We start from the raw sequence: 21019 nt of genomic DNA, 5'->3' as shown, positions 1-21019 counted from the left end.
AATTAATTCTCTAATACCAAACGACTTACACGAACGTAGCCCGATTTATCATCACGACTTAAATCTAAATTTTCGACACGTAAACCATGCTGATTCACCAATTCGTCAAGCCATTCTATTAACTGGTTAAACTCTACTGAATCAAGTGTTAAACGTAATGAACTATCACTTGGCTGCATTTTACTAATACTGATATTATAACGACTACGCGTTGAGTTAACTATCTGGCTTAAGTTTTGGTTGCTTTCTATTCGCGTATTACCTGCGGCTTTAAGCTTAACAATACTTTCATCGACCCAAACTAATAACTCTTGCTGCTTAATTTGTGATTTTTCAGCTCGCTCAATTGCATTATTTAATGGTCTAAAAATTCCCATTACTAATACAAAAATAATAAACACACCACCAGCACCAACAACTAATTGTTGCTCTTGTTCTTTTAGCGAACGCCAATATTGTATTAACTGCTTTTTCATACTGCACCTCGCAGTTTTATTTCACCTACAACAAAGTCACCATCATTGTTTAGTGATCCCTGTTCTACGGTCAAGCCCTGCTTTTCAAGAATACTTTTAACTTTACCAAAAGTTTGAAAGTCTTTAGCTCGGGCACGAATGCGTAACTCATTACGACGTTTATCGTAGCGAAGCGTTTCGGGGGTAAATTCACTCACTTGCGAAAAAACATCTACTAACTGAGCTGTTAAATCTAAAAACCCAGCATCACTTGCACCTTGTACTTTTTTTAGTGCACCATTAATTTGGCTCTTAATTAGCTGTGGGCGTACTTTAGTACCTGGAAATGCATTTTGATAGCGTTCTACAACTTGTGCTTTTGCTATATCAACTTTGGTATTTAATTGATGCAACTCTAACGCCTTTATTGCGATTGTTGACGCTAAAGCAACGCCGGCAATAATTGCCGCACTTTGCCAGTATCCCCACCACAATGTACTTTTCTTTTTAAGCTGATACGTCCCTTGGCGCAGATTAAATTTAACCTGTCCAAGCTGCTTTGCAAATAATGCCAACGGTAAATCGTAATCACTCGTTTGTGCTTGCAAATTTACACTCTCAGGAAAGTGATTAGCAGGGCTAAAATGTTTGATTTCAGGATTACCCATGGCTGATAAGTAACCGTTTAACCAACTGGTTTCTACAGCACTGATATGCCATTGGCCTTGCTTAAATAACCACTGATTATTAAGCTCTATTGCAGTGACTATATCGTCATCAGCAAAAGGGAGTAATAGGGCATCAGGAATAATTGTATACACCGCTAAGTGATGTTCGTTAAATAGTGCTAACCATTGCTCAAACCATTCTCTGTCAGTCATTGCAATTCGAACTGCGTGCTGTTCGCCAACCATTGTTGACTCACCAACAGCAATAAATAACTCATCGACATCACACGCTATATCTTCTTCAAGCATATAGGGTAAAGCTTGTTCTAATTTGCGATTCCACTTTGTTGGCAAAATGACTGTTTTCAGTTGCACCTGATCGCAAGGAAGCAATACGATCACTTCCCGACTTTGTGCTTTCTCGCTCAGCTCACTTAAGTGACTCGCATTTAATAGTTCACCACTTGCTATTATTTCTTGTTCTTGCGGTGAATAAATTAACCAATTAAGGCTATCTTGTTCAGTTTGACCCGTGCGGATCAACAGTATCTCTGTCACTGTACGCCTCCAAATTTTCGCGCCAGTATCGTTACGTCGCCATTTTCGGCGTACAGTAAGGTGGTCATCGAAAAACGCAGGTCAACGAAATTTGCCTGCGTTTGTAATTTAAAATAACTACTCTTAATATCAAATAAGTTTTCAACAGCTTTGACGTTTTTTCCGCCTTGTTGCTGAACCACTTCAAAAAACTCATCTTTACTATCAAAGCCCGCCTGCGGACGCGCGGCAATAACCGCTTCAGCTCCTGATAAACTAAGCTCATCAATTAATGCGCTAAGTATAAGTGCTTGCTCTGGTGCTAATGTATTTACGTTAATAGAAAGCAGCTTGCTGCCAGGAATAACACATATATAAGGTAATACCTTTTCCATTACTAAAGGATTAAACCCTTTAACTAAACGCAACTCTGATGTAGAAGCGAATAAACTATTTGCAGTCATATATGGGAATTCACGTGATAAGTACTCGTCTTCTTCAGCGCCAGAGCGATAGGTTATGCTATCGCTATCAAGCCAATCAAATACACTATCGGCCATCGCCTCTTCTGATTCATTCGCTGGTAAATCATCTATATTTTCAAGAAGAGCAAACAAAGCTTTGTGCGCTGGATTTGTTTTTTCTGCGCTGTTTGGATCGGGCTCTACGGCTAACGCATTCAAATTTAAGCATGCTTGTAAATCAGTGATTTTTCCACTCAACGTACCGTTATCTACAGGGTAAGGCACATCTCCTTGTGTTGCCCATACTTGCTCTAGCGTGGTTTTTTCTGCATCATCTTTTTTACTTTGAATAAGGGCTTTAATGGCAAGTTCTTCTGCGCCATAGGCATACCATTTAGCTTGCTGATGCCCTTGTAAATTGGTACTTTTTTGGACTTGCACCATTAAGTTTGCACTCATTTCTACAGCTAGAATTGCAGCCAAAGCAACAATAAATAATACAATGACTAAAGCGGCTCCACGCGAAGAGTGCTTATCCATTAAGGAGTCCCTCCGCTTGTTCTGTTTGAGGTTGTATTAGTAGAGTTCGTACTTGGTGGTACTACTATTTTTCCTTGCCCCGGTACTAAAAACACACGACGAATAGATTCTGCGTCAACTTGCTGTAGAGTAACCGCAACGGCTTTAGGCAACGCTTTAATTTCCCATTTATCTTGCCATTCATTTTTATCATCTAAAAATTCAAACTTTAATTCTTCAATCCCTTCTAAAATAACTTGTACCCGTGGCTCCATGTTATCAAGCTGATCGACATAAACACGGTACACGCGCTCTAAGTTATCATCCATAACCCTATATCCAACGGCTTGAAGTTCAGAGCGTGGTAGTAAATTAATCGGGTTTATCCAACCATCGCGTACAAAAGCAATCCCATCATATTGACTATCAAGAACATATCGTCCGGCCAATAAATACAGCTCTTGCACATCACCAGATTCATTACGCACCGCTCGCTTTGTCATTTGGCTAAAATCTTGATCCATCAGTCTAAATGTAGTTTGTAGTCCATTAAGCTCGGCTATTTTTTCATCTGAGGCATCTTTCGCTCTCGTGGTGGTATCTAATATTTGGTGCGTAGCAATAATTACAAAAGCTAAGATCCCCAATGCCACCATAACTTCGAGTAATGTAAATCCACGTTGCTTCACTTACTTCTTACCTTTATTTAAATAGGTTGTAAGCTCATAAGTAGATTGCTCATACTTTTCATCGCTAAATACATTAATGGTCAGTTTTACAAAATTTTTATCTGCAGTAGGAATTACTTCTTGCTGCCAAAACCACTCTATCCCTGCCATTACTTCACTGCCTCGTGCGCCATTTTTACCTTGCCACTGCTCACCTTTAGTGCGCTGTTCTATTAAAACATTCTCAGCAACCCATGAAGCGTAAGTTTGCTCTTCAATCGTCGATAGATGGTGAATATGCTCGCCTGTTGCTTGCATAGCGGCAATACCTGCCATGGCACAAATACTCAATGCAACGAGCACTTCAAGTAAGGTGAAACCTTTATGGTTATACATTTATTCTGGTTCTCGACGTAAATTAACTGGGGCTGTAAATTCACCTTCAATATAATAGACAGGCTCACTTTGCTCTTTTAATTCAAGTATTAGCTGAAATGCACTAACCTCTCCTGATGATAAAATAAGTACTTCTGGAATTTTAAGTTTTTTAAGTTCCAGCAAACTATCTTCGTCACCACCACTCATTAACTCACGCCAGTTAGCTTGCTCAAGCAAGTTATCTTGTGCCCAAGCTAAATCTTCAAGATTAAGTGTTACTTTAAAACGCTCATCAAACTCCGTTGGTTTAAACAAGTCTTCTCTATCGAAGGTTATCCATTTTTCGCCATCAAAAACTAAAAACTCAAACACATTGTCATCTAAGTGAAAACCAAGCTCTACCTGATTTAAAATAGCAAACTCTGACGCCATATTAATGGTGGTATGCAGCCTAAGTGCCTGAGTATCTAGCTCATCCTCAGCTCCGCCTTCTAAGCTGTATACCACCATTTTTGTGGCAAAAGCGATAATCACTAATACCACTAAAATTTCGATCAAACTAAAACCACGCGTTTTTGCGTTTATACGCGTAGAGCTTACTTGCATAGTAAGCTCTCGTTATTTACGTATAAAAACAATGTACTCTTAATTTGCATTATTGTTTTTCTTCATCCCAGTTCCCAATATCATCATCGGTTCCGGGTTCACCATCTGGGCCAAAAGAGAAAATATCAAACTTACCAACTTCTCCAGGGCTAATTAACTGATAAGTATTACCCCAAGGATCCTCTGGTAGTTCACTGATAAACCCACCATCTGGAAAGCGTTTAGGAACAGGCTCAATACTTGTTTTATTAACAAGGGCTTCTAAACCTTGCTCTGTGCTTGGATAATTTTTATTTTTAAGCTTGTATAGGCTCATTGCATCTTCAAGCTGCTGAATATCTAAATGCGCTTTATCAATAGCAGCCTCTTCTTGTTGACCCATAATATTTGGTGCCACAATTGACATGATCATTCCGATGATAACAAGTACCACCATTACCTCTAGTAAAGAAAAACCTGATTGTTTGTTCACGTAATTACCTCATTATTCTAAAAATACTAATATATTAAAAAGTTATTTTAGGTTAAAGCCCAACGGCTTTATTCATTGCCATAATTGGCTGTAAAATTGCCATAACGATAAAAAGTACAATAACGGCCATTGACGCTATCATCGCGGGTTCTAATAACTTAAGCGACACATTAACCATACTTTCAAATTCACGATCTTGGTTATTTGCAGCACGTTCTAACATTTGCTCCAACTCTCCAGATTTTTCACCGCTGGCTATCATATGCAGCATCATGGGTGGGAATAATTTTGTTTGCTGAAGCGCTGCCCTTAGACTCGCTCCCTCACTTACTCTATCAGAAGCGTCAGCAACTGCTTTCTTAATTTTTTCGTTAACTAACACACCTCCTGATATTCGCATCCCTTCAAGTAGAGGTACCGAACTTGATGATAAAATACTTAGCGTGCGTGCAAAACGAGCGGTATTAACACCACGTGCAACTTTGCCAATTCCTGGCATATGCAGCACCCTATCGTCCCACCAAAAACGTATTTTTGGCTGTTTCAATGCATGCTTAATACCAATAGCTATGCCTGTAATAGCAATTAAGCTAATAAACCAATAATTTTGCACAAAATGACTGCCGGCCATTACCCATTCTGTTGTCCAAGGTAATACTTGCTTGGTCTTTTCAAAGGTTTTTAATATTTTAGGTACAACTGTACCTAATAAAACCGACACAATACCAATTGCAAACACCACTAAAATAATAGGATAAACCATTGCTTGAGTAATTTGGCTTCGCATATGTTGACGCTGCTCGGTGTAATCAGCTAAGCGGTTAAGTACTTGGTCAAGGTGGCCCGACTTTTCACCTGCGGCAACCATTGCACGGTATAAATCGTCAAATACATGGGGGAACTCGCTCATACCATCAGCAAGCGTATAGCCTTCAACAACTTTTGAGCGTACTGACATAAGCATGCGCTTTAAACGCGGCCTTTCACACTGCTCAGCTACAGCCATTACCGCACCTTCAACTGGCAGTGCTGATTGAATCAGCGTTGCTAGCTGACGAGTAATAAGTGCCAGATCAGATGTTGATATAGTGGGTTTAAAAAAGCTACCAAATAAAGGGGCTTTTTCACCTTTAACTTGTTTATCACTTTGCGCTGCTGGAACCACTTCGAGCGGCGTTAGCTTTTGATCACGTAAAACTTGACGTATTTGTCTAGCCGTATCAGCTTCTAAAATACCTTTTTTTTCTTTACCTCTAACATCGAGAGCACGATACTCAAACGCCGCCATAATTAACCTTCCTCACGGGTAACACGTAATACTTCTTCAAGTGTTGTTTTACCTGCGAGTACACGGCTACAGCCATCTTGGCGAATACTAGGGCTACGCTTACGAATGTATTTTTCTACGCTTTGCTCACCTTTACCGTTGTGAATCATTTCGCGTATTGTTTCATCAACTACAAGTAACTCATGAATACCCGTACGACCACGGTAACCGTTAAAGTTACACTCTTCACATCCGACCGCTCGGTAAATTGTCGGTTGGCTTTCAAAAGGAGTCCCTAGCAACTGGCATTCATGCTCATCAGCCGTGTGACCTTCTTTACAGGTATTACATAACGTACGTACTAAGCGTTGCGACAACACACCGAGTAACGACGATGAAAGTAAGAATGGTTCAACACCCATATCTTCCATACGTGTAATTGCACCCGATGCGGTATTTGTATGCAGAGTAGACATAACAAGGTGACCGGTAAGTGACGCTTGAACACCAATTTGCGCCGTTTCAAGATCGCGTATTTCACCCACCATTACTACATCAGGATCTTGACGTAATATTGCACGTAAACCACGCGCAAAGGTCATATCAACTTTAGCGTTAACCTGTGTTTGACCAATACCCGGAATCTCATACTCGATTGGATCTTCAACTGTCAGAATGTTGCGATCGCGTGAATTGATTTGACTCATACCAGCATACAACGTAGTACTTTTACCAGAACCCGTTGGCCCTGTGACTAAGATAATGCCATGCGGTTTACTGATTAAATCAGAAAACAATGCACGATTTTCTGCGGTCATACCTAAATCTTCTAGATTTAAACGTGCGTTATTTTTGTCAAGTAAACGCAGTACTACACGCTCACCAAAGCTTGATGGCATTGTAGATACACGTACATCAACTGCACGCCCAGCAATACGCAAACTAATACGGCCATCTTGAGGAATACGTTTTTCGGCTATATCAAGCTTGGCCATTACTTTAATACGCGATACAAGTAACGATGCGAGTTTACGATTAGGCTTAAGGACTTCTTTAAGTACACCATCTACCCTAAAGCGAATAACAAGCTCTTGCTCGAAGGTTTCGATATGAATATCAGATGCCCCTTCCTTTATCGCTTCACTGAGCATGGCGTTAATAAGTTTGATGATTGGTGCATCATCATCACCGGCGAGCAAATCTTCTGTTTGTGGAAGTTCATCGGCGAGTGAGAACAAATCAACCTCATTCCCTATATCTTCCATCATTTGTTGCGTTTCAGAGCTATCACGTTGATAAGATGCTTCCAATAACAACTCAAACTTATCGTCAGCCAACTGCTCTAATGTAAAACCATTACCTGCAATACGGCGCACTTCTAAAAGTACTTCTACGTCAAGCTCACCACGATAATATACAATACGATTATCTTTATTTTTACTTAGCAATACACCTGCGCGCCTTGCATAAGAAAATGGTAAACGTTTAGCTGGTAACTCTATTAATACATCATCCGCTAATAGCGTATCCTGATGATGCGTATTAGGATGAACCACATCTTGGTTTATCACTTGTATCGCATTAGTCATCTTTACGCTCTTGTGCATTTTGCTTACGTAAATGTTCTTCATACGTTGGTGGAAGTACTAATTCATCGTTCCATTCAGGCAATATTGGCGAATCAGTCGCTGGCATTAAATCAATCCCATCTTCGCGCTGTTTAAATTGCTCACCACGGATAAAGTTATACTTATTAAAACTTAGCTTATTCATGCTTACACCATCACGAATAATGGTTGGGCGAATAAATACAATAAGATTACGCTTACGACGTGTTGTATTGGTTGATCTAAACAAGTGACCTAAAATAGGAATGTCACCTAATAATGGTACCTTCGATACACTTTCTTGCACGTCTTCATCTATCAAGCCGCCAAGCACAACCATACCGCCATCATCAGCCATAACAGTTGTTTTAATTGAACGCTTATTTACTGAAATATCAACTGCCGTTGCACCACTTACACTTGATACTTCTTGTTCAATAGTAAGTTGTACCGCAGAGCCATCATTAATCTGCGGGGTAACAATTAGTTTAATACCTACTTCTTGACGTTCAACCGTTTGAAATGGGTTAGCATTATTACTGCCGGTTTGTGATCCAGTAATAATAGGTACTTCTTGACCGACTAAAATAGATGCTTCTTCGTTATCCATTGTAGTAATAGACGGTGTAGCCAAAATATTCGAGTTTGTATCGGTAGCTACTGCTTGAATGATTGCACCCCAGTCATTTTTAACAACACCCAGCGCTAGACCATTAATGCCACTAAGTAAGGAAGCTAATGGACCATAATCACCTTCGGTTGTTTCCGTATAGGGCGTTACAGTACCAGATTCTGTTCCTATAATATTTTTGGTAACCGTTACATCTTGTGCTTGCTCCGCCGCAACAGCTAATGAGCCAACGGGAACCGTAGTGCCGTTGTTAAACTGTAACATACCGCCCTGCTCAGAAATCCACTGCAGGCCTAAGTTAACCCCGTCGCCTTCCATTACTTCAATAATAATTGCTTCAACTAATACTTGTGCACGACGAATATCGAGACGCTCAATTACCGACTCTAGTGAGCGCATTGTGTCTGGCTGCGCGGTAATAATTAATGAATTTGAATCTGAATGAGCTTCTATACTGCTTTCATTGCTGTTTCTGCTACGAGTTTTAGTTGTGCCGCCTTGCGCGTCATCAACAAGTGACTTACTCACACCTTGCAATACTTTTACTAAATCTTCAGCTTTAGCATAATTGAGGTAAAACACCTTGGTGTTACCTTGGCTTTCTAATTCACCATCTAAGCGTTTAATAAGTTCTATAGCACGCGTACGTGCTTGGCCTTCGCCACTTACAATAACGCTATTAGTTCGGCCATCGGCAACCACTTTAGGAATTAAAAATTCAGGAACACTGCCTTTACCACTGTCTTTATAAATGTTATCGACGACCGATACTACATCATCAGCAGTTGCATACTTAAGCTTTACTATATCTACACGCTTGTCACCCGCCTGATCAACAGAGCGAATAATCTCAACTAAGCGATTAACCGATGCTGCATGACCCGTTAGCATCATAACGTTAGCCGCATTAAAGTTGGCAACGTGGCCACCATCTTTTTGATCGCTAAATTGACGAACTAATGGACCTAGCTCTTGTACGCTTACGTTTTTAACGCGCACAACGCGTGTAATCATCATGTCGCCACTAGCTTCATTACCCTCTGTAATAAGTGGGACATTTGATTTTTTAGCGTCTGAACTTTTTTCAACCTTAATAATGTCATTGTCCATTTCAACAGCTGAGTAGCCATAAACTTCTAATACATTTAAAAAGAACTGATAATAAAGTGCTTCATCCATCAACTCATAACTGCGCACATTCACTTTGCCGCGTACATTTGGGTCAATAATCACTGTTTTATTAAGATTTTTACCAACAATGTTAATAAACTCGTTGATATCTGTGCCTTTAAAGTTAGCTGCATACTCAACAGCAGAAACAGACAAAGAAATACTTGCTGCTAAAAAAAGTGCTGCATACTTAGCTAACCCTTTTTTAATTTTTTTGAGGTGTAGCACCTGAACCATTATATTAAAACTCCAAAGCTAAGTTATTACAGGCTAAATTGCACATCTATTTGCTCGCCATCACGTTCTATAGTGATATTAGCATCTGTGCTATTGCGCAGCTCATTAATAGCTGACATTGCCTGTTTTAAATCTGTTAATTGATAGCCATTAATCGCAATAGCTAAATCGTTATTTTGTAATCCCATTTGCTTAAATAGCTCAGGTTCTTTTCCTGGACTTAAGCGATAACCTATAAGTACTCCATCACTCATCGCTTGTGAGACACGTATATAGTCAAATAATTTACCTGGTTCTTCGAGTAACTCTTCACGTGTTTCTATTAAGGTTTCTCTTACTTGTGGATCTGCGGTTGCATTTATTTTTTGATCCCTTGATGCTATTTGCATCTGTGGTCCCATTTCTGAATCGTCTCGGGCAGCAAGAACAGGCATTGATACTTTTTTTGTGAAATCTAGACCATCAAGCATTAATGTTTCAAAGCCACCACTTACGCTTAAAATCACACGATCTGGTAATATTTGTGCGACTTTCGCACGCGTGCCTTGTATAACTTCTTCCGCTAAGTAACTTATTTGTTTTCCTTGTGATTCTATAATAGCCACACCTGCTTTATCATCATGGCTTACCGCCACTATGCCTGTTAAATTTATACTTAAGCGCGTTTCAGGTGCATTGTTAATAACTTGTGATTGCCGCGTAGTATTATTATTTGTTGCAACTTTTTTACCAAACAAAAATTGCTCCACTATATGCTGCGTAGAGCGATTACCAGCGACACCCTTGGTTTGATTAGCGTAGTGCATTGGAGTAAGTGGAGATACAACCGGATTTGGCCACATAAGCCAAACCAATTTTGATAATAAAAAAGCAAGATAAACAACAACTAATAGAGTCACTAATGCACTTAATTTTGCATGTGGTAAACGAATTAAAAATTGTTTAAGTTGCTGTATTTGCTGTTCCATAAATAATATTCTTATTTTAATTTACTGCGTAAGCGCGTACCCATAGTACCCTTTCATATTTCATTCAACAAGCACGCTAATATTAAACTTTGTAAACAGAATGAGTTGACTCACTCTCTCAAGGCAAAACAGACTGCGATTATAATACCTTCAGCCTACAATGATTTCATGATAAATTTTAAGTTATAATACACTGGATTAAATGCCTTATGAGTAAAAAAAGTAACAGCCACGTAAGTTCAGACCATAAAGATGAGTTAAAAGTTCGATTAGATAAGTGGTTATGGGCCGCTCGCTTTTATAAGACTCGTGCGACTGCACGTGAAATGGTACAAGGCGGCAAAGTGCATTATAATGGACAGCGTACAAAAGCGAGTAAAATAGTAGAAGTTGGCGCAAACATAAAACTTGCACAAGGAGTAGATGAAAAGCTGATAACTATACTCTCAGTGCTTGAAAAACGCCAAAGCGCCCCCATTGCACAGACCATGTATCAAGAATCTGATGCCAGTATTGCTAAACGCGAACAGAACAGCATCGCACGCAAAAATAACAGCTTTTTTGCCCCCCATCCGGATAAAAAACCGGATAAAAAGCAAAGACGCGAACTTTTAAAAATGAAATCAAGTTAGGTATAGCCGCTCATGCAACAAGATTTACTTCACCGTTATTTATTCAACGAACTAGATGTTCGTGGCGAACTCGTACAAATCGAGAGTGCTTATAATGAAATGATTGCCGACCATAATTACCCAGATCCTGTTAAAGCATTACTTGGTGAGTTACTCGTTGCAACCTGTTTACTTACTGCTACCTTAAAGTTTGAAGGTGAAATTGCTGTACAGCTTCAAGGTGATGGCCCAGTTAAATATGCAGTTATAAATGGTGATGACAAACAAAACATGCGTGGTATTGCGCGCCTGCAAAGCGAAATTACGGGCACAACTGTAAAAGAGCTTATTGGCCAAGGCTATATGGTAATCACTATTACCCCTGAAAAAGGTGAACGCTACCAGGGTATAGTGCCGCTAGAGCATGATACTCTTAGTGAATGTATCGAAAGTTACTTTGAGCAGTCAGAGCAGCTAAAAACACGCCTTTGGTTTGCAACCGACACAACAGAAGGTAGCGCAAAAGCATGTGGTCTATTTTTACAAGTACTCCCAGTTGATAAACAAAAATCAATTGAAGACTTTGCACACCTAGAAGCATTAAGTAACACGATTAAAAATGAAGAGTTGTTACACTTAGATGCGAACACTGTTCTTACACGTCTTTATCACGAAGATAATCCTCGCGTATTTGAACCTCAAGCGATTAAATTCAAATGTGGTTGCAGTCGTGATAAAACAATTACTGCACTTGTTAATATTGGACAAGAAGAACTACTCAAAGATGTAGCTGAGAAAGGGACTGTTAACATTAACTGCCATTACTGTTTAAAAGAGTATGTTTTTAACGAACAAGACATAAAAAGCATTTTCAACTAAATGTTCAGCTTCATCTATATATAGTAATTAAAGCCGCAAAATATGCGGTTTTATATTATAAAAAGATGATACCGGTGTCATATTTTCTGCTAATTTCATGACACCGGTATCATTGAAATTATTCATGTTTTTTCTTAAATATATGTGTTTTTAGGGGCTTTGCGGGCTCGAATATCTTAAAACCTTCTGTTACTATAATTTCAGTTTAAGGGCACTGATAACCCCAGAGCTATCCGTTCAAACTCTCACACATAGTTAGGTATAAACATGACTACAGGCGCTACACGTTTTGTCGATTTAACCGCAGCTGAACTTGTCGAGCATGCGATCCGCCGTGGCGAAGGTACTTTAGCCGCAAATGGTGCTTTTGTTGCAATTACAGGAAAACGAACTGGCCGTTCACCAAAAGATCGTTTTATTGTACAAGAAGCGACAACTCAAGATGACATTCAATGGGGCAACGTTAACCGCCCATTTAATGCAGAAAAATTTGACGCATTATGGGCTCGCGTAGAAGCACATGTTCAAAGTAATGACCACTTCACCTCTCACCTAGAAGTTGGCGCTGACCCTGAGCATTATTTACCTGTAGTCGTAACTACAGAAACAGCGTGGCACCATATTTTTGCCAAAAACATGTTTATCGAACCACAAAACTATAACGCCTCAAACTTACCACAATGGCAAGTAATGAACGTTCCTTCGTTTGTATGTGAGCCGGAACGTGATGGCACAAATAGCGATGGCACCGTTATTATTAACTTTGCACAGCGTAAAGTATTACTAGCAGGTATGCGCTACGCCGGTGAAATGAAAAAATCGATGTTTTCTGTACAAAACTTCCTACTACCAGCAAAAGGTGTATTACCAATGCACTGTTCTGCTAACGTTGGTGAAGCAGGCGATACAGCATTATTCTTCGGTTTATCTGGTACGGGCAAAACAACTCTTTCAGCAGATCCTACTCGCTTTTTAATTGGTGATGACGAACACGGTTGGGCACCTGGAAGCGTGTTTAATATTGAAGGCGGTTGCTATGCTAAATGTATCGACCTGTCACAAAAGAACGAATCTGTGATTTGGAATGCAATTCGCTTTGGTACTATTTTAGAGAATGTAGTGCTAGATGAGAAGGGCGTTCCTGATTTTCACGATACAAGCCTTACTCAAAACAGCCGTGCAGCATACCCACTTGAACACGTTGAAAAACGTAAAGTAGAAAACCGCGCAGGCGAACCAAAAGCAGTTGTATTTTTAACCTGTGATGTAAGCGGTGTATTACCACCGGTATCTGTTCTTAGCGAAGAAGCGGCTGCTTTTCACTTCTTAAGTGGATACACAGCTAAAGTTGGCTCAACTGAGATTGGCTCTACTAGCGATATTGAATCAACATTCTCAACCTGTTTTGGTGCACCATTTTTCCCACGCCCTGCTGGTGTTTACGCTGAGCTTCTTATGAAGCGTGTACGCGAGTTTGGCGCTAAAGTGTACCTTGTGAATACAGGTTGGACTGGCGGCCCTTACGGTACAGGCAAGCGCTTTGATATTCCAACTACTCGCGCAGTAGTTGATGCTATTGTATCTGGTAAATTAACAGGCGTTGAAACTCAACATATTGATGTTTTAAACCTAGATGTGCCAGTTGCCGTTCCGGGTGTAGATACAAACTTACTTAACCCTATTAATACGTGGGAAGATAAAGCTAAATACAATGAATATGCAGCAAAACTTGCCGTAGACTTCACTGAGAACTTTGCTAAGTACGACGTATCAGATGATATAAAAAATGCAGGACCTAAAGCTTAAATAAACTTTAAGATTGTATTTTAACGCCAGCCTTGAGCTGGCGTTTTATTTTTTAAATATGCATTGTAAGAAGTGCGACAAAATGTCGCACTTTTCTTCTCTAAAACACTATAAAATACCTAATAATTATTGTTTAAGTACACTCACTTATTACGGCTACTTTATTCATGCTTCCAAAGCTTTCTTGGCAAAAGATATTTAGACGATTACACCTTTATTTAGGTTTATCAATAGGGTTTTTATTCACTGTTATTGCATTCTCTGGCTCAGTATTAATATATTACCCACAAATAGATTCACAACTGAACCTCACTAAAGTAAATATAAAGCATACAGACAAAGTCAACTGGGATTTGGCATACAAAAACTTAAAAACGGCTTTTCCAGATAAGTATGGGCCCTGGCGGCTTGAGGTAACAGATGACAATTCAATCATACCGGCTCGTTACTATAACCCTGTAGAAACACAAAATCGTGAATTTGCAACCTTAATGATTTGGCTCTCAAATGATAAATATAAAGTAATTCGAAAAGATTACTGGGGCGATTATTTTGTTACATGGTTATATAACCTGCACTTTTCATTACTCACAGGAAGTACCGGTATTATAATTGTGGGGTATATAGGCATTGCCACATTAATCCTTCTCATATCTGGGTTATTAGCGTGGTGGCCAAAAAAAGGTCAATCGATAAAATCGTTAAAATTTAAACGTCGCAGTTCTAAAATAGGCCTACTTTATGACTGGCATAAATTAATTGGTTTAAGCTTGTGCATCCCATTATTAGCTCTAACGATTACAGGGATTATGCTTGCTATTCCAAAGCAGACAGATCCTATATTAACCGCTTTAGTTAGCGATATAAACTCCCCTTCAAAAACACAAATACAACCGAGTAAACAATCTAATATTCCTTTATCGCAAGCGATACTAATAGCTAAAAAAGCATTACCGGGTGCGCGTTTAGCTTGGATTGAAACACCATCAAACTTAAATGCGATTTACAGATTTAGATTTCAAACTGTAAACGATCCTTCTTATCGCTTTCCACATAGCTATATAGAGGTTAATGCTCTTACAGGGAAGTTAGGGAGCATGTTTAATATAGATAAACAAAGTACGGCTAGTAAAATTAAAAAATGGATACACCCTCTACATGACGGCAGCATTGGCGGTAACATTTTAAAAGTCATTTGGATGTTGAGTGGCTTCGGATCTGCAGCATTGTTCTTTATTGGCATATATAGATGGTTAATTAGAACCAGGAGAGTATAAAATAAACTTTAGTTTAAGGAGTACACAAAACACTTTTTAGTAAGTCTTGTCGATAGTTTTTAATATAAAGTATATGGCCTTAGTTAATCTTAGGGTTAAAAATTAATAACGCTCAGTACATATGAAATTAAAGCAGCCCCTAACCGCCTATCTGGCTATAAAACAATTAATGAAGGGTAGTTAATACTGCAAGTTTAGATAGGCACTCCATGAACACTATTATTTAAAAACCTCATGCCCATTAGATTTAAGTTCTATGCGTAAACCTCTGTATCAACCTCTGCCTAACTATTTTTATTCTCTTCAGTAACCTACCCAAAGCGTATATAAAGGCTTAAAGGTCATGTTCAATACTTATCATAAGGCCAGATAATTAACGCTTTTATATTAGGCCAGATGTTAAACCAATTGGTATTATTTACCCACAGTACAAATGCTACCACTCATTGTCGAGCGGAGGTTTTTATGCTTTTGACGTCGGGGGTCGCTGCGCTCGCCCGACCTACGTGATGGTGTTGATGTGAGTGTATATTAATTACGCGTATTTTACTTTTCTGCAGACGTAAAAAAACCCGACTATTTCTAGTCGGGCTCTCTACAATTTGAAGCCTGGTAATGTCCTACTTTCACATAGCAAATGCTACACTATCATCGGCGCTGTTTCGTTTCACTACTGAGTTCGGCATGGAGTCAGGTGGGTCCAAAACGCTATTGTCACCAAGCAAATATGGTGCAAAGAATTAATGACAAGCACGTAGTACTACCATTTTCTTTGCGCAAGGTGCCTCAATGTTAACGCTACGCGCTAAGAGTCACCTCTTGAATTTGGAAAATATCTGATAATATTTTTTAAGTCTTTCTAAGTAATTTCTACTTTAGTCATATTAACTTCTTCGCTTGTTTCACTATCACATAAAACGCGTTTGGCGTTGTATGGTTAAGCCTCACGGGTAATTAGTACAAGTTAGCTTAATGGCTCACACCACTTCCACATCTTGCCTATCAACGTTGTAGTCTTCAACGGCCCTTCAGAGACTTTAAAAGTCTAGTGAGAACTCATCTCGAGGCCTGCTTCGCGCTTAGATGCTTTCAGCGCTTATCAGTTCCGAACGTAGCTACCGGGCAATGCCATTGGCATGACAACCCGAACACCAGCGGTTCGTTCACTCCGGTCCTCTCGTACTAGGAGCAACCCCTCTCAATTCTCAAACGCCCACGGCAGATAGGGACCGAACTGTCTCACGACGTTCTAAACCCAGCTCGCGTACCACTTTAAATGGCGAACAGCCATACCCTTGGGACCGACTTCAGCCCCAGGATGTGATGAGCCGACATCGAGGTGCCAAACACCGCCGTCGATATGAACTCTTGGGCGGTATCAGCCTGTTATCCCCGGAGTACCTTTTATCCGTTGAGCGATGGCCCTTCCATTCAGAACCACCGGATCACTATGACCTACTTTCGTACCTGCTCGACGTGTCTGTCTCGCAGTTAAGCTGGCTTCTACCATTACACTAACCGTACGATGTCCGACCGTACTTAGCCAACCTTCGTGCTCCTCCGTTACTCTTTAGGAGGAGACCGCCCCAGTCAAACTACCCACCAGGCACTGTCCGTAACCCCGATTCAGGGGCCAACGTTAGAACATCAAAACTACAAGGGTGGTATTTCAAGGTTGACTCCACAACAACTAGCGTCGCTGCTTCAAAGTCTCCCACCTATCCTACACATGTAGGTTCAATGTTCAGTGCCAAGCTGTAGTAAAGGTTCACGGGGTCTTTCCGTCTAGCCGCGGGTACACAGCATCTTCACTGCGATTTCAATTTCACTGAGTCTCGGGTGGAGACAGCGTGGCCATGGTTACACCATTCGTGCAGGTCGGAACTTACCCGACAAGGAATTTCGCTACCTTAGGACCGTTATAGTTACGGCCGCCGTTTACCGGGGCTTCGATCAAGAGCTTCTCCCTAAGGATAACCCCATCAATTAACCTTCCGGCACCGGGCAGGTGTCACACCGTATACGTCATCTTGCGATTTTGCACAGTGCTGTGTTTTTAATAAACAGTCCCAGCCACCTGGTCACTGCGGCTCCCGTCCGCTTAGAGAGCAAGTCTCATCACAGATAGGAGCGTACCTTCTCCCGAAGTTACGGTACGATTTTGCCTAGTTCCTTCACCCGAGTTCTCTCAAGCGCCTTAGTATTCTCTACCTGACCACCTGTGTCGGTTTGGGGTACGATTCCATATAATCTGAAGCTTAGAGGCTTTTCCTGGAAGTATGGCATCAGCAACTTCATCACCGTAGTGACTCGTCTCGTGTCTCAGGTTTAGTGTTCGTCCGGATTTACCTAAACAAACGCCCTACTCACTTTCACATAGACTACCAACGCTATGCTTGCTTAGCCTGCTCCGTCCCCCCATCGCAATTATATCGAGTACAGAAATATTAATCTGTTTCCCATCGACTACGCCTTTCGGCCTCGCCTTAGGGGTTGACTTACCCTACCCTGATTAACATGGGATAGGAACCCTTGGTCTTCCGGCGTGGGAGTTTTTCACTCCCATTATCGTTACTCATGTCAGCATTCGCACTTCTGATACGTCCAGCATACCTCCCGGTACACCTTCAACCGCTTACAGAACGCTCCCCTACCACTCAGAATAAATTCTGAATCCGCAGCTTCGGTGCATAGTTTAGCCCCGTTACATCTTCCGCGCAGACCGACTCGACCAGTGAGCTATTACGCTTTCTTTAAAGGATGGCTGCTTCTAAGCCAACCTCCTGGCTGTCTGGGCCTTTCCACATCGTTTCCCACTTAACTATGACTTTGGGACCTTAGCTGGCGGTCTGGGTTGTTTCCCTCTTCACGACGGACGTTAGCACCCGCCGTGTGTCTCCCGGATATTACTTTACGGTATTCGGAGTTTGCAAAGGGTTGGTAAGTCGGGATGACCCCCTAGCCTTAACAGTGCTCTACCCCCGTAAGTATTCGTCCGAGGCTCTACCTAAATAGATTTCGGGGAGAACCAGCTATCTCCCGGTTTGATTAGCCTTTCACTCCTAGCCACAGGTCATCCCCTAACTTTTCAACGTTAGTGGGTTCGGTCCTCCAGTTGATGTTACTCAACCTTCAACCTGCCCATGGCTAGATCACCGGGTTTCGGGTCTATACCTTGCAACTAGTCGCCCAGTTAAGACTCGGTTTCCCTACGGCTACCCTATTCGGTTAACCTCGCTACAAAATATAAGTCGCTGACCCATTATACAAAAGGTACGCAGTCACCCAACAAGTGGGCTCCTACTGCTTGTACGTACACGGTTTCAGGTTCTATTTCACTCCCCTCACAGGGGTTCTTTTCGCCTTTCCCTCACGGTACTGGTTCACTATCGGTCAGTTGGGAGTATTTAGCCTTAGATGATGGTCCACCTATATTCAGTCAAAGTTTCACGTGCTCCGACCTACTCGATTTCACTTAAAATGTCTTTTCATGTACGGGACTATCACCCTGTATCGTGGCGCTTTCCAGCAGCCTTCCATTAACACATAATGAGCTTAAGGGCTGTTCCGATTTCGCTCGCCGCTACTTTCGGAATCTCGGTTGATTTCTTTTCCTACGGGTACTTAGATGTTTCAGTTCTCCGCGTTCGCCTCGTTAACCTATGTATTCAGTTAACGATACCTGCAAGCAGGTGGGTTTCCCCATTCGGAAATCCTAGTCTCAAGCGCTTTTTACTAGCTTGACTAGGCTTATCGCAAGTTAATACGTCCTTCATCGCCTCCAACTGCCAAGGCATCCACCGTGTACGCTTAGTCACTTAACCATACAACCCAAACGGGTCTTTGTTTCGTGACAGTTTAACTTCGCCAGAAGTCAATATTGAATACTAAAGTAGATACCAATCAATCAACTCATAAGAGTTAACTAAATGGCACTCAATGGTACTGCTACCATTGTTTTTTACTTTTGAAAACTCTTGATAAATACAATGTATCTATCAGAATTTTATTATCAGCTTTTCCAAATTTTTAAAGAGCATATTAATTAGTTATTCCGAAGAACAAGCACTAATTAACAATCATCTGTGTGGACACTACGAACAAATAAGTTCTAAATCGTATAAGGAGGTGATCCAGCCCCAGGTTCCCCTAGGGCTACCTTGTTACGACTTCACCCCAGTCATGAATCACTCCGTGGTAAACGTCCTCCCGAGGGTTAGACTATCTACTTCTGGAGCAACCCACTCCCATGGTGTGACGGGCGGTGTGTACAAGGCCCGGGAACGTATTCACCGCGTCATTCTGATACGCGATTACTAGCGATTCCGACTTCATGGAGTCGAGTTGCAGACTCCAATCCGGACTACGACGCACTTTAAGTGATTCGCTTACCTTCGCAGGTTCGCAGCACTCTGTATGCGCCATTGTAGCACGTGTGTAGCCCTACACGTAAGGGCCATGATGACTTGACGTCGTCCCCACCTTCCTCCGGTTTATCACCGGCAGTCTCCTTAGAGTTCTCAGCATTACCTGCTAGCAACTAAGGATAGGGGTTGCGCTCGTTGCGGGACTTAACCCAACATCTCACAACACGAGCTGACGACAGCCATGCAGCACCTGTATCAGAGTTCCCGAAGGCACCAAACCATCTCTGGTAAGTTCTCTGTATGTCAAGTGTAGGTAAGGTTCTTCGCGTTGCATCGAATTAAACCACATGCTCCACCGCTTGTGCGGGCCCCCGTCAATTCATTTGAGTTTTAACCTTGCGGCCGTACTCCCCAGGCGGTCTACTTAATGCGTTAGCTTTGAAAAACAGAACCGAGGCTCCGAGCTTCTAGTAGACATCGTTTACGGCGTGGACTACCGGGGTATCTAATCCCGTTTGCTCCCCACGCTTTCGTACATGAGCGTCAGTGTTGACCCAGGTGGCTGCCTTCGCCATCGGTATTCCTTCAGATCTCTACGCATTTCACCGCTACACCTGAAATTCTACCACCCTCTATCACACTCTAGTTTGCCAGTTCGAAATGCAGTTCCCAGGTTGAGCCCGGGGCTTTCACATCTCGCTTAACAAACCGCCTGCGTACGCTTTACGCCCAGTAATTCCGATTAACGCTCGCACCCTCCGTATTACCGCGGCTGCTGGCACGGAGTTAGCCGGTGCTTCTTCTGTCAGTAACGTCACAGCTAACGGGTATTAACCGTTAACCTTTCCTCCTGACTGAAAGTGCTTTACAACCCGAAGGCCTTCTTCACACACGCGGCATGGCTGCATCAGGCTTGCGCCCATTGTGCAATATTCCCCACTGCTGCCTCCCGTAGGAGTCTGGGCCGTGTCTCAGTCCCAGTGTGGCTGATCATCCTCTCAAACCAGCTAGGGATCGTCGCCTTGGTGAGCCATTACCTCACCAACTAGCTAATCCCACTTGGGCCAATCTAAAGGCGAGAGCCGAAGCCCCCTTTGGTCCGTAGACATTATGCGGTATTAGCAGTCGTTTCCAACTGTTGTCCCCCACCTCAAGGCATGTTCCCAAGCATTACTCACCCGTCCGCCGCTCGTCAGCAAAGTAGCAAGCTACTTTCTGTTACCGCTCGACTTGCATGTGTTAGGCCTGCCGCCAGCGTTCAATCTGAGCCATGATCAAACTCTTCAATTAAAAAGTTTTATGTCTTTCGACAGCTCAATGAATTCTGAATTTTTAATATCTTTCGATATTGAATTGACTGTGCCGAATAATTACCTAAATAACTATTCTGTTGGTCACTCAGTTTTCAATTGAGACTCTAATTTGTTTGCCT

Annotated in this window: 15 protein-coding genes and 3 rRNA genes; 4 read left to right on the top strand and 14 right to left on the bottom strand. The window is 41.6% G+C overall.

What is annotated here, in order from left to right:
- Nucleotides 1-2: 2 nt before the first annotated feature.
- Genes gspM through gspC form a run of 11 tightly spaced genes read right to left on the bottom strand, consistent with a single transcriptional unit; the run spans nt 3 to nt 10647 of the window.
- Nucleotides 3-476, bottom strand: a complete 474-nt coding sequence (gene gspM, locus AC0VZ4_RS01425; protein ID WP_007378570.1) for a type II secretion system protein GspM — start codon at nt 474-476, stop codon at nt 3-5.
- Nucleotides 473-1681 carry a type II secretion system protein GspL gene (gene gspL / locus AC0VZ4_RS01420; RefSeq protein ID WP_475440699.1) on the bottom strand — a complete coding sequence of 403 codons (1209 nt, stop codon included), beginning with the start codon at nt 1679-1681 and terminating at the stop codon, nt 473-475. The genes gspM and gspL overlap by 4 nt, the downstream gene beginning before the upstream one ends.
- Entirely contained in the window at nt 1678-2664 is a 987-nt protein-coding gene (gspK, locus tag AC0VZ4_RS01415) for a type II secretion system minor pseudopilin GspK (RefSeq protein ID WP_475440698.1), read from the bottom strand. Before gspK ends, gspL begins: the two co-directional genes overlap by 4 nt.
- Nucleotides 2664-3332 (bottom strand): type II secretion system minor pseudopilin GspJ, encoded by a 669-nt coding sequence (gene gspJ / locus AC0VZ4_RS01410; protein ID WP_475440697.1) that lies wholly within the window; start codon nt 3330-3332, stop codon nt 2664-2666. The genes gspK and gspJ overlap by 1 nt, the downstream gene beginning before the upstream one ends.
- Complete coding sequence (gene gspI / locus AC0VZ4_RS01405) at nt 3333-3707, bottom strand: type II secretion system minor pseudopilin GspI (RefSeq protein WP_475440696.1); 375 nt, start codon at nt 3705-3707, stop codon at nt 3333-3335.
- Nucleotides 3708-4295, bottom strand: a complete 588-nt coding sequence (locus AC0VZ4_RS01400) for a prepilin-type N-terminal cleavage/methylation domain-containing protein (protein ID WP_007378575.1) — start codon at nt 4293-4295, stop codon at nt 3708-3710.
- Nucleotides 4296-4344: 49 nt separating this feature from the next.
- Nucleotides 4345-4767, bottom strand: coding sequence for a type II secretion system major pseudopilin GspG (gene gspG, locus AC0VZ4_RS01395; protein WP_475440695.1), 423 nt, complete (start codon nt 4765-4767; stop codon nt 4345-4347).
- 52 nt (nt 4768-4819) lie between these two features.
- Nucleotides 4820-6055 carry a type II secretion system inner membrane protein GspF gene (gene gspF / locus AC0VZ4_RS01390; RefSeq protein WP_475440694.1) on the bottom strand — a complete coding sequence of 412 codons (1236 nt, stop codon included), beginning with the start codon at nt 6053-6055 and terminating at the stop codon, nt 4820-4822.
- Between the two features lie 2 nt (nt 6056-6057).
- Nucleotides 6058-7623 (bottom strand): type II secretion system ATPase GspE, encoded by a 1566-nt coding sequence (gspE, locus tag AC0VZ4_RS01385; RefSeq protein ID WP_475440693.1) that lies wholly within the window; start codon nt 7621-7623, stop codon nt 6058-6060.
- The gene (gene gspD / locus AC0VZ4_RS01380; RefSeq protein WP_475440692.1) at nt 7616-9679 is read right to left on the bottom strand and encodes a type II secretion system secretin GspD; all 2064 of its coding nucleotides are present in this window, start codon (nt 9677-9679) and stop codon (nt 7616-7618) included. The genes gspE and gspD overlap by 8 nt, the downstream gene beginning before the upstream one ends.
- A 26-nt stretch (nt 9680-9705) precedes the next feature.
- On the bottom strand, nt 9706-10647 hold the full coding sequence (gene gspC, locus AC0VZ4_RS01375) for a type II secretion system protein GspC (RefSeq protein WP_007378581.1): 942 nt from the start codon (nt 10645-10647) through the stop codon (nt 9706-9708).
- Between the two features lie 209 nt (nt 10648-10856).
- On the opposite strand from gspC, the gene hslR reads away from it, so the two are divergent.
- The 4 genes from hslR to AC0VZ4_RS01355 all read left to right on the top strand — a co-directional run bounded on the left by hslR (nt 10857) and on the right by AC0VZ4_RS01355 (nt 15220).
- Nucleotides 10857-11279 carry a ribosome-associated heat shock protein Hsp15 gene (hslR, locus tag AC0VZ4_RS01370; protein WP_033031109.1) on the top strand — a complete coding sequence of 141 codons (423 nt, stop codon included), beginning with the start codon at nt 10857-10859 and terminating at the stop codon, nt 11277-11279.
- A gap of 12 nt (nt 11280-11291) precedes the next feature.
- Nucleotides 11292-12137 (top strand): Hsp33 family molecular chaperone HslO, encoded by an 846-nt coding sequence (gene hslO / locus AC0VZ4_RS01365; RefSeq protein WP_002962025.1) that lies wholly within the window; start codon nt 11292-11294, stop codon nt 12135-12137.
- Between the two features lie 267 nt (nt 12138-12404).
- Complete coding sequence (locus AC0VZ4_RS01360; protein ID WP_475440691.1) at nt 12405-13943, top strand: phosphoenolpyruvate carboxykinase; 1539 nt, start codon at nt 12405-12407, stop codon at nt 13941-13943.
- 167 nt (nt 13944-14110) lie between these two features.
- A complete protein-coding gene (locus AC0VZ4_RS01355) occupies nt 14111-15220 on the top strand; it encodes a PepSY-associated TM helix domain-containing protein (protein ID WP_475440690.1) in 1110 nt (369 codons plus the stop codon).
- Between the two features lie 607 nt (nt 15221-15827).
- Here AC0VZ4_RS01355 and rrf read toward each other — a convergent pair.
- The 3 genes from rrf to AC0VZ4_RS01340 all read right to left on the bottom strand — a co-directional run bounded on the left by rrf (nt 15828) and on the right by AC0VZ4_RS01340 (nt 20877).
- Nucleotides 15828-15942 (bottom strand): 5S ribosomal RNA (gene rrf, locus AC0VZ4_RS01350).
- Nucleotides 15943-16153: 211 nt separating this feature from the next.
- Nucleotides 16154-19044, bottom strand: a 23S ribosomal RNA gene (locus AC0VZ4_RS01345).
- 297 nt (nt 19045-19341) lie between these two features.
- Nucleotides 19342-20877: ribosomal RNA gene (locus AC0VZ4_RS01340) — 16S ribosomal RNA — on the bottom strand.
- Together the 16S, 23S and 5S rRNA genes form the textbook arrangement of a ribosomal RNA operon.
- Between the last annotated feature and the right edge of the window lie 142 nt (nt 20878-21019).

The organism is Pseudoalteromonas sp. QJM3NY_22 (assembly GCF_056173065.1).
The sequence above is the reverse complement of the archived record's forward strand: the minus strand, read 5'-3'. Positions and strand labels throughout refer to the sequence as shown.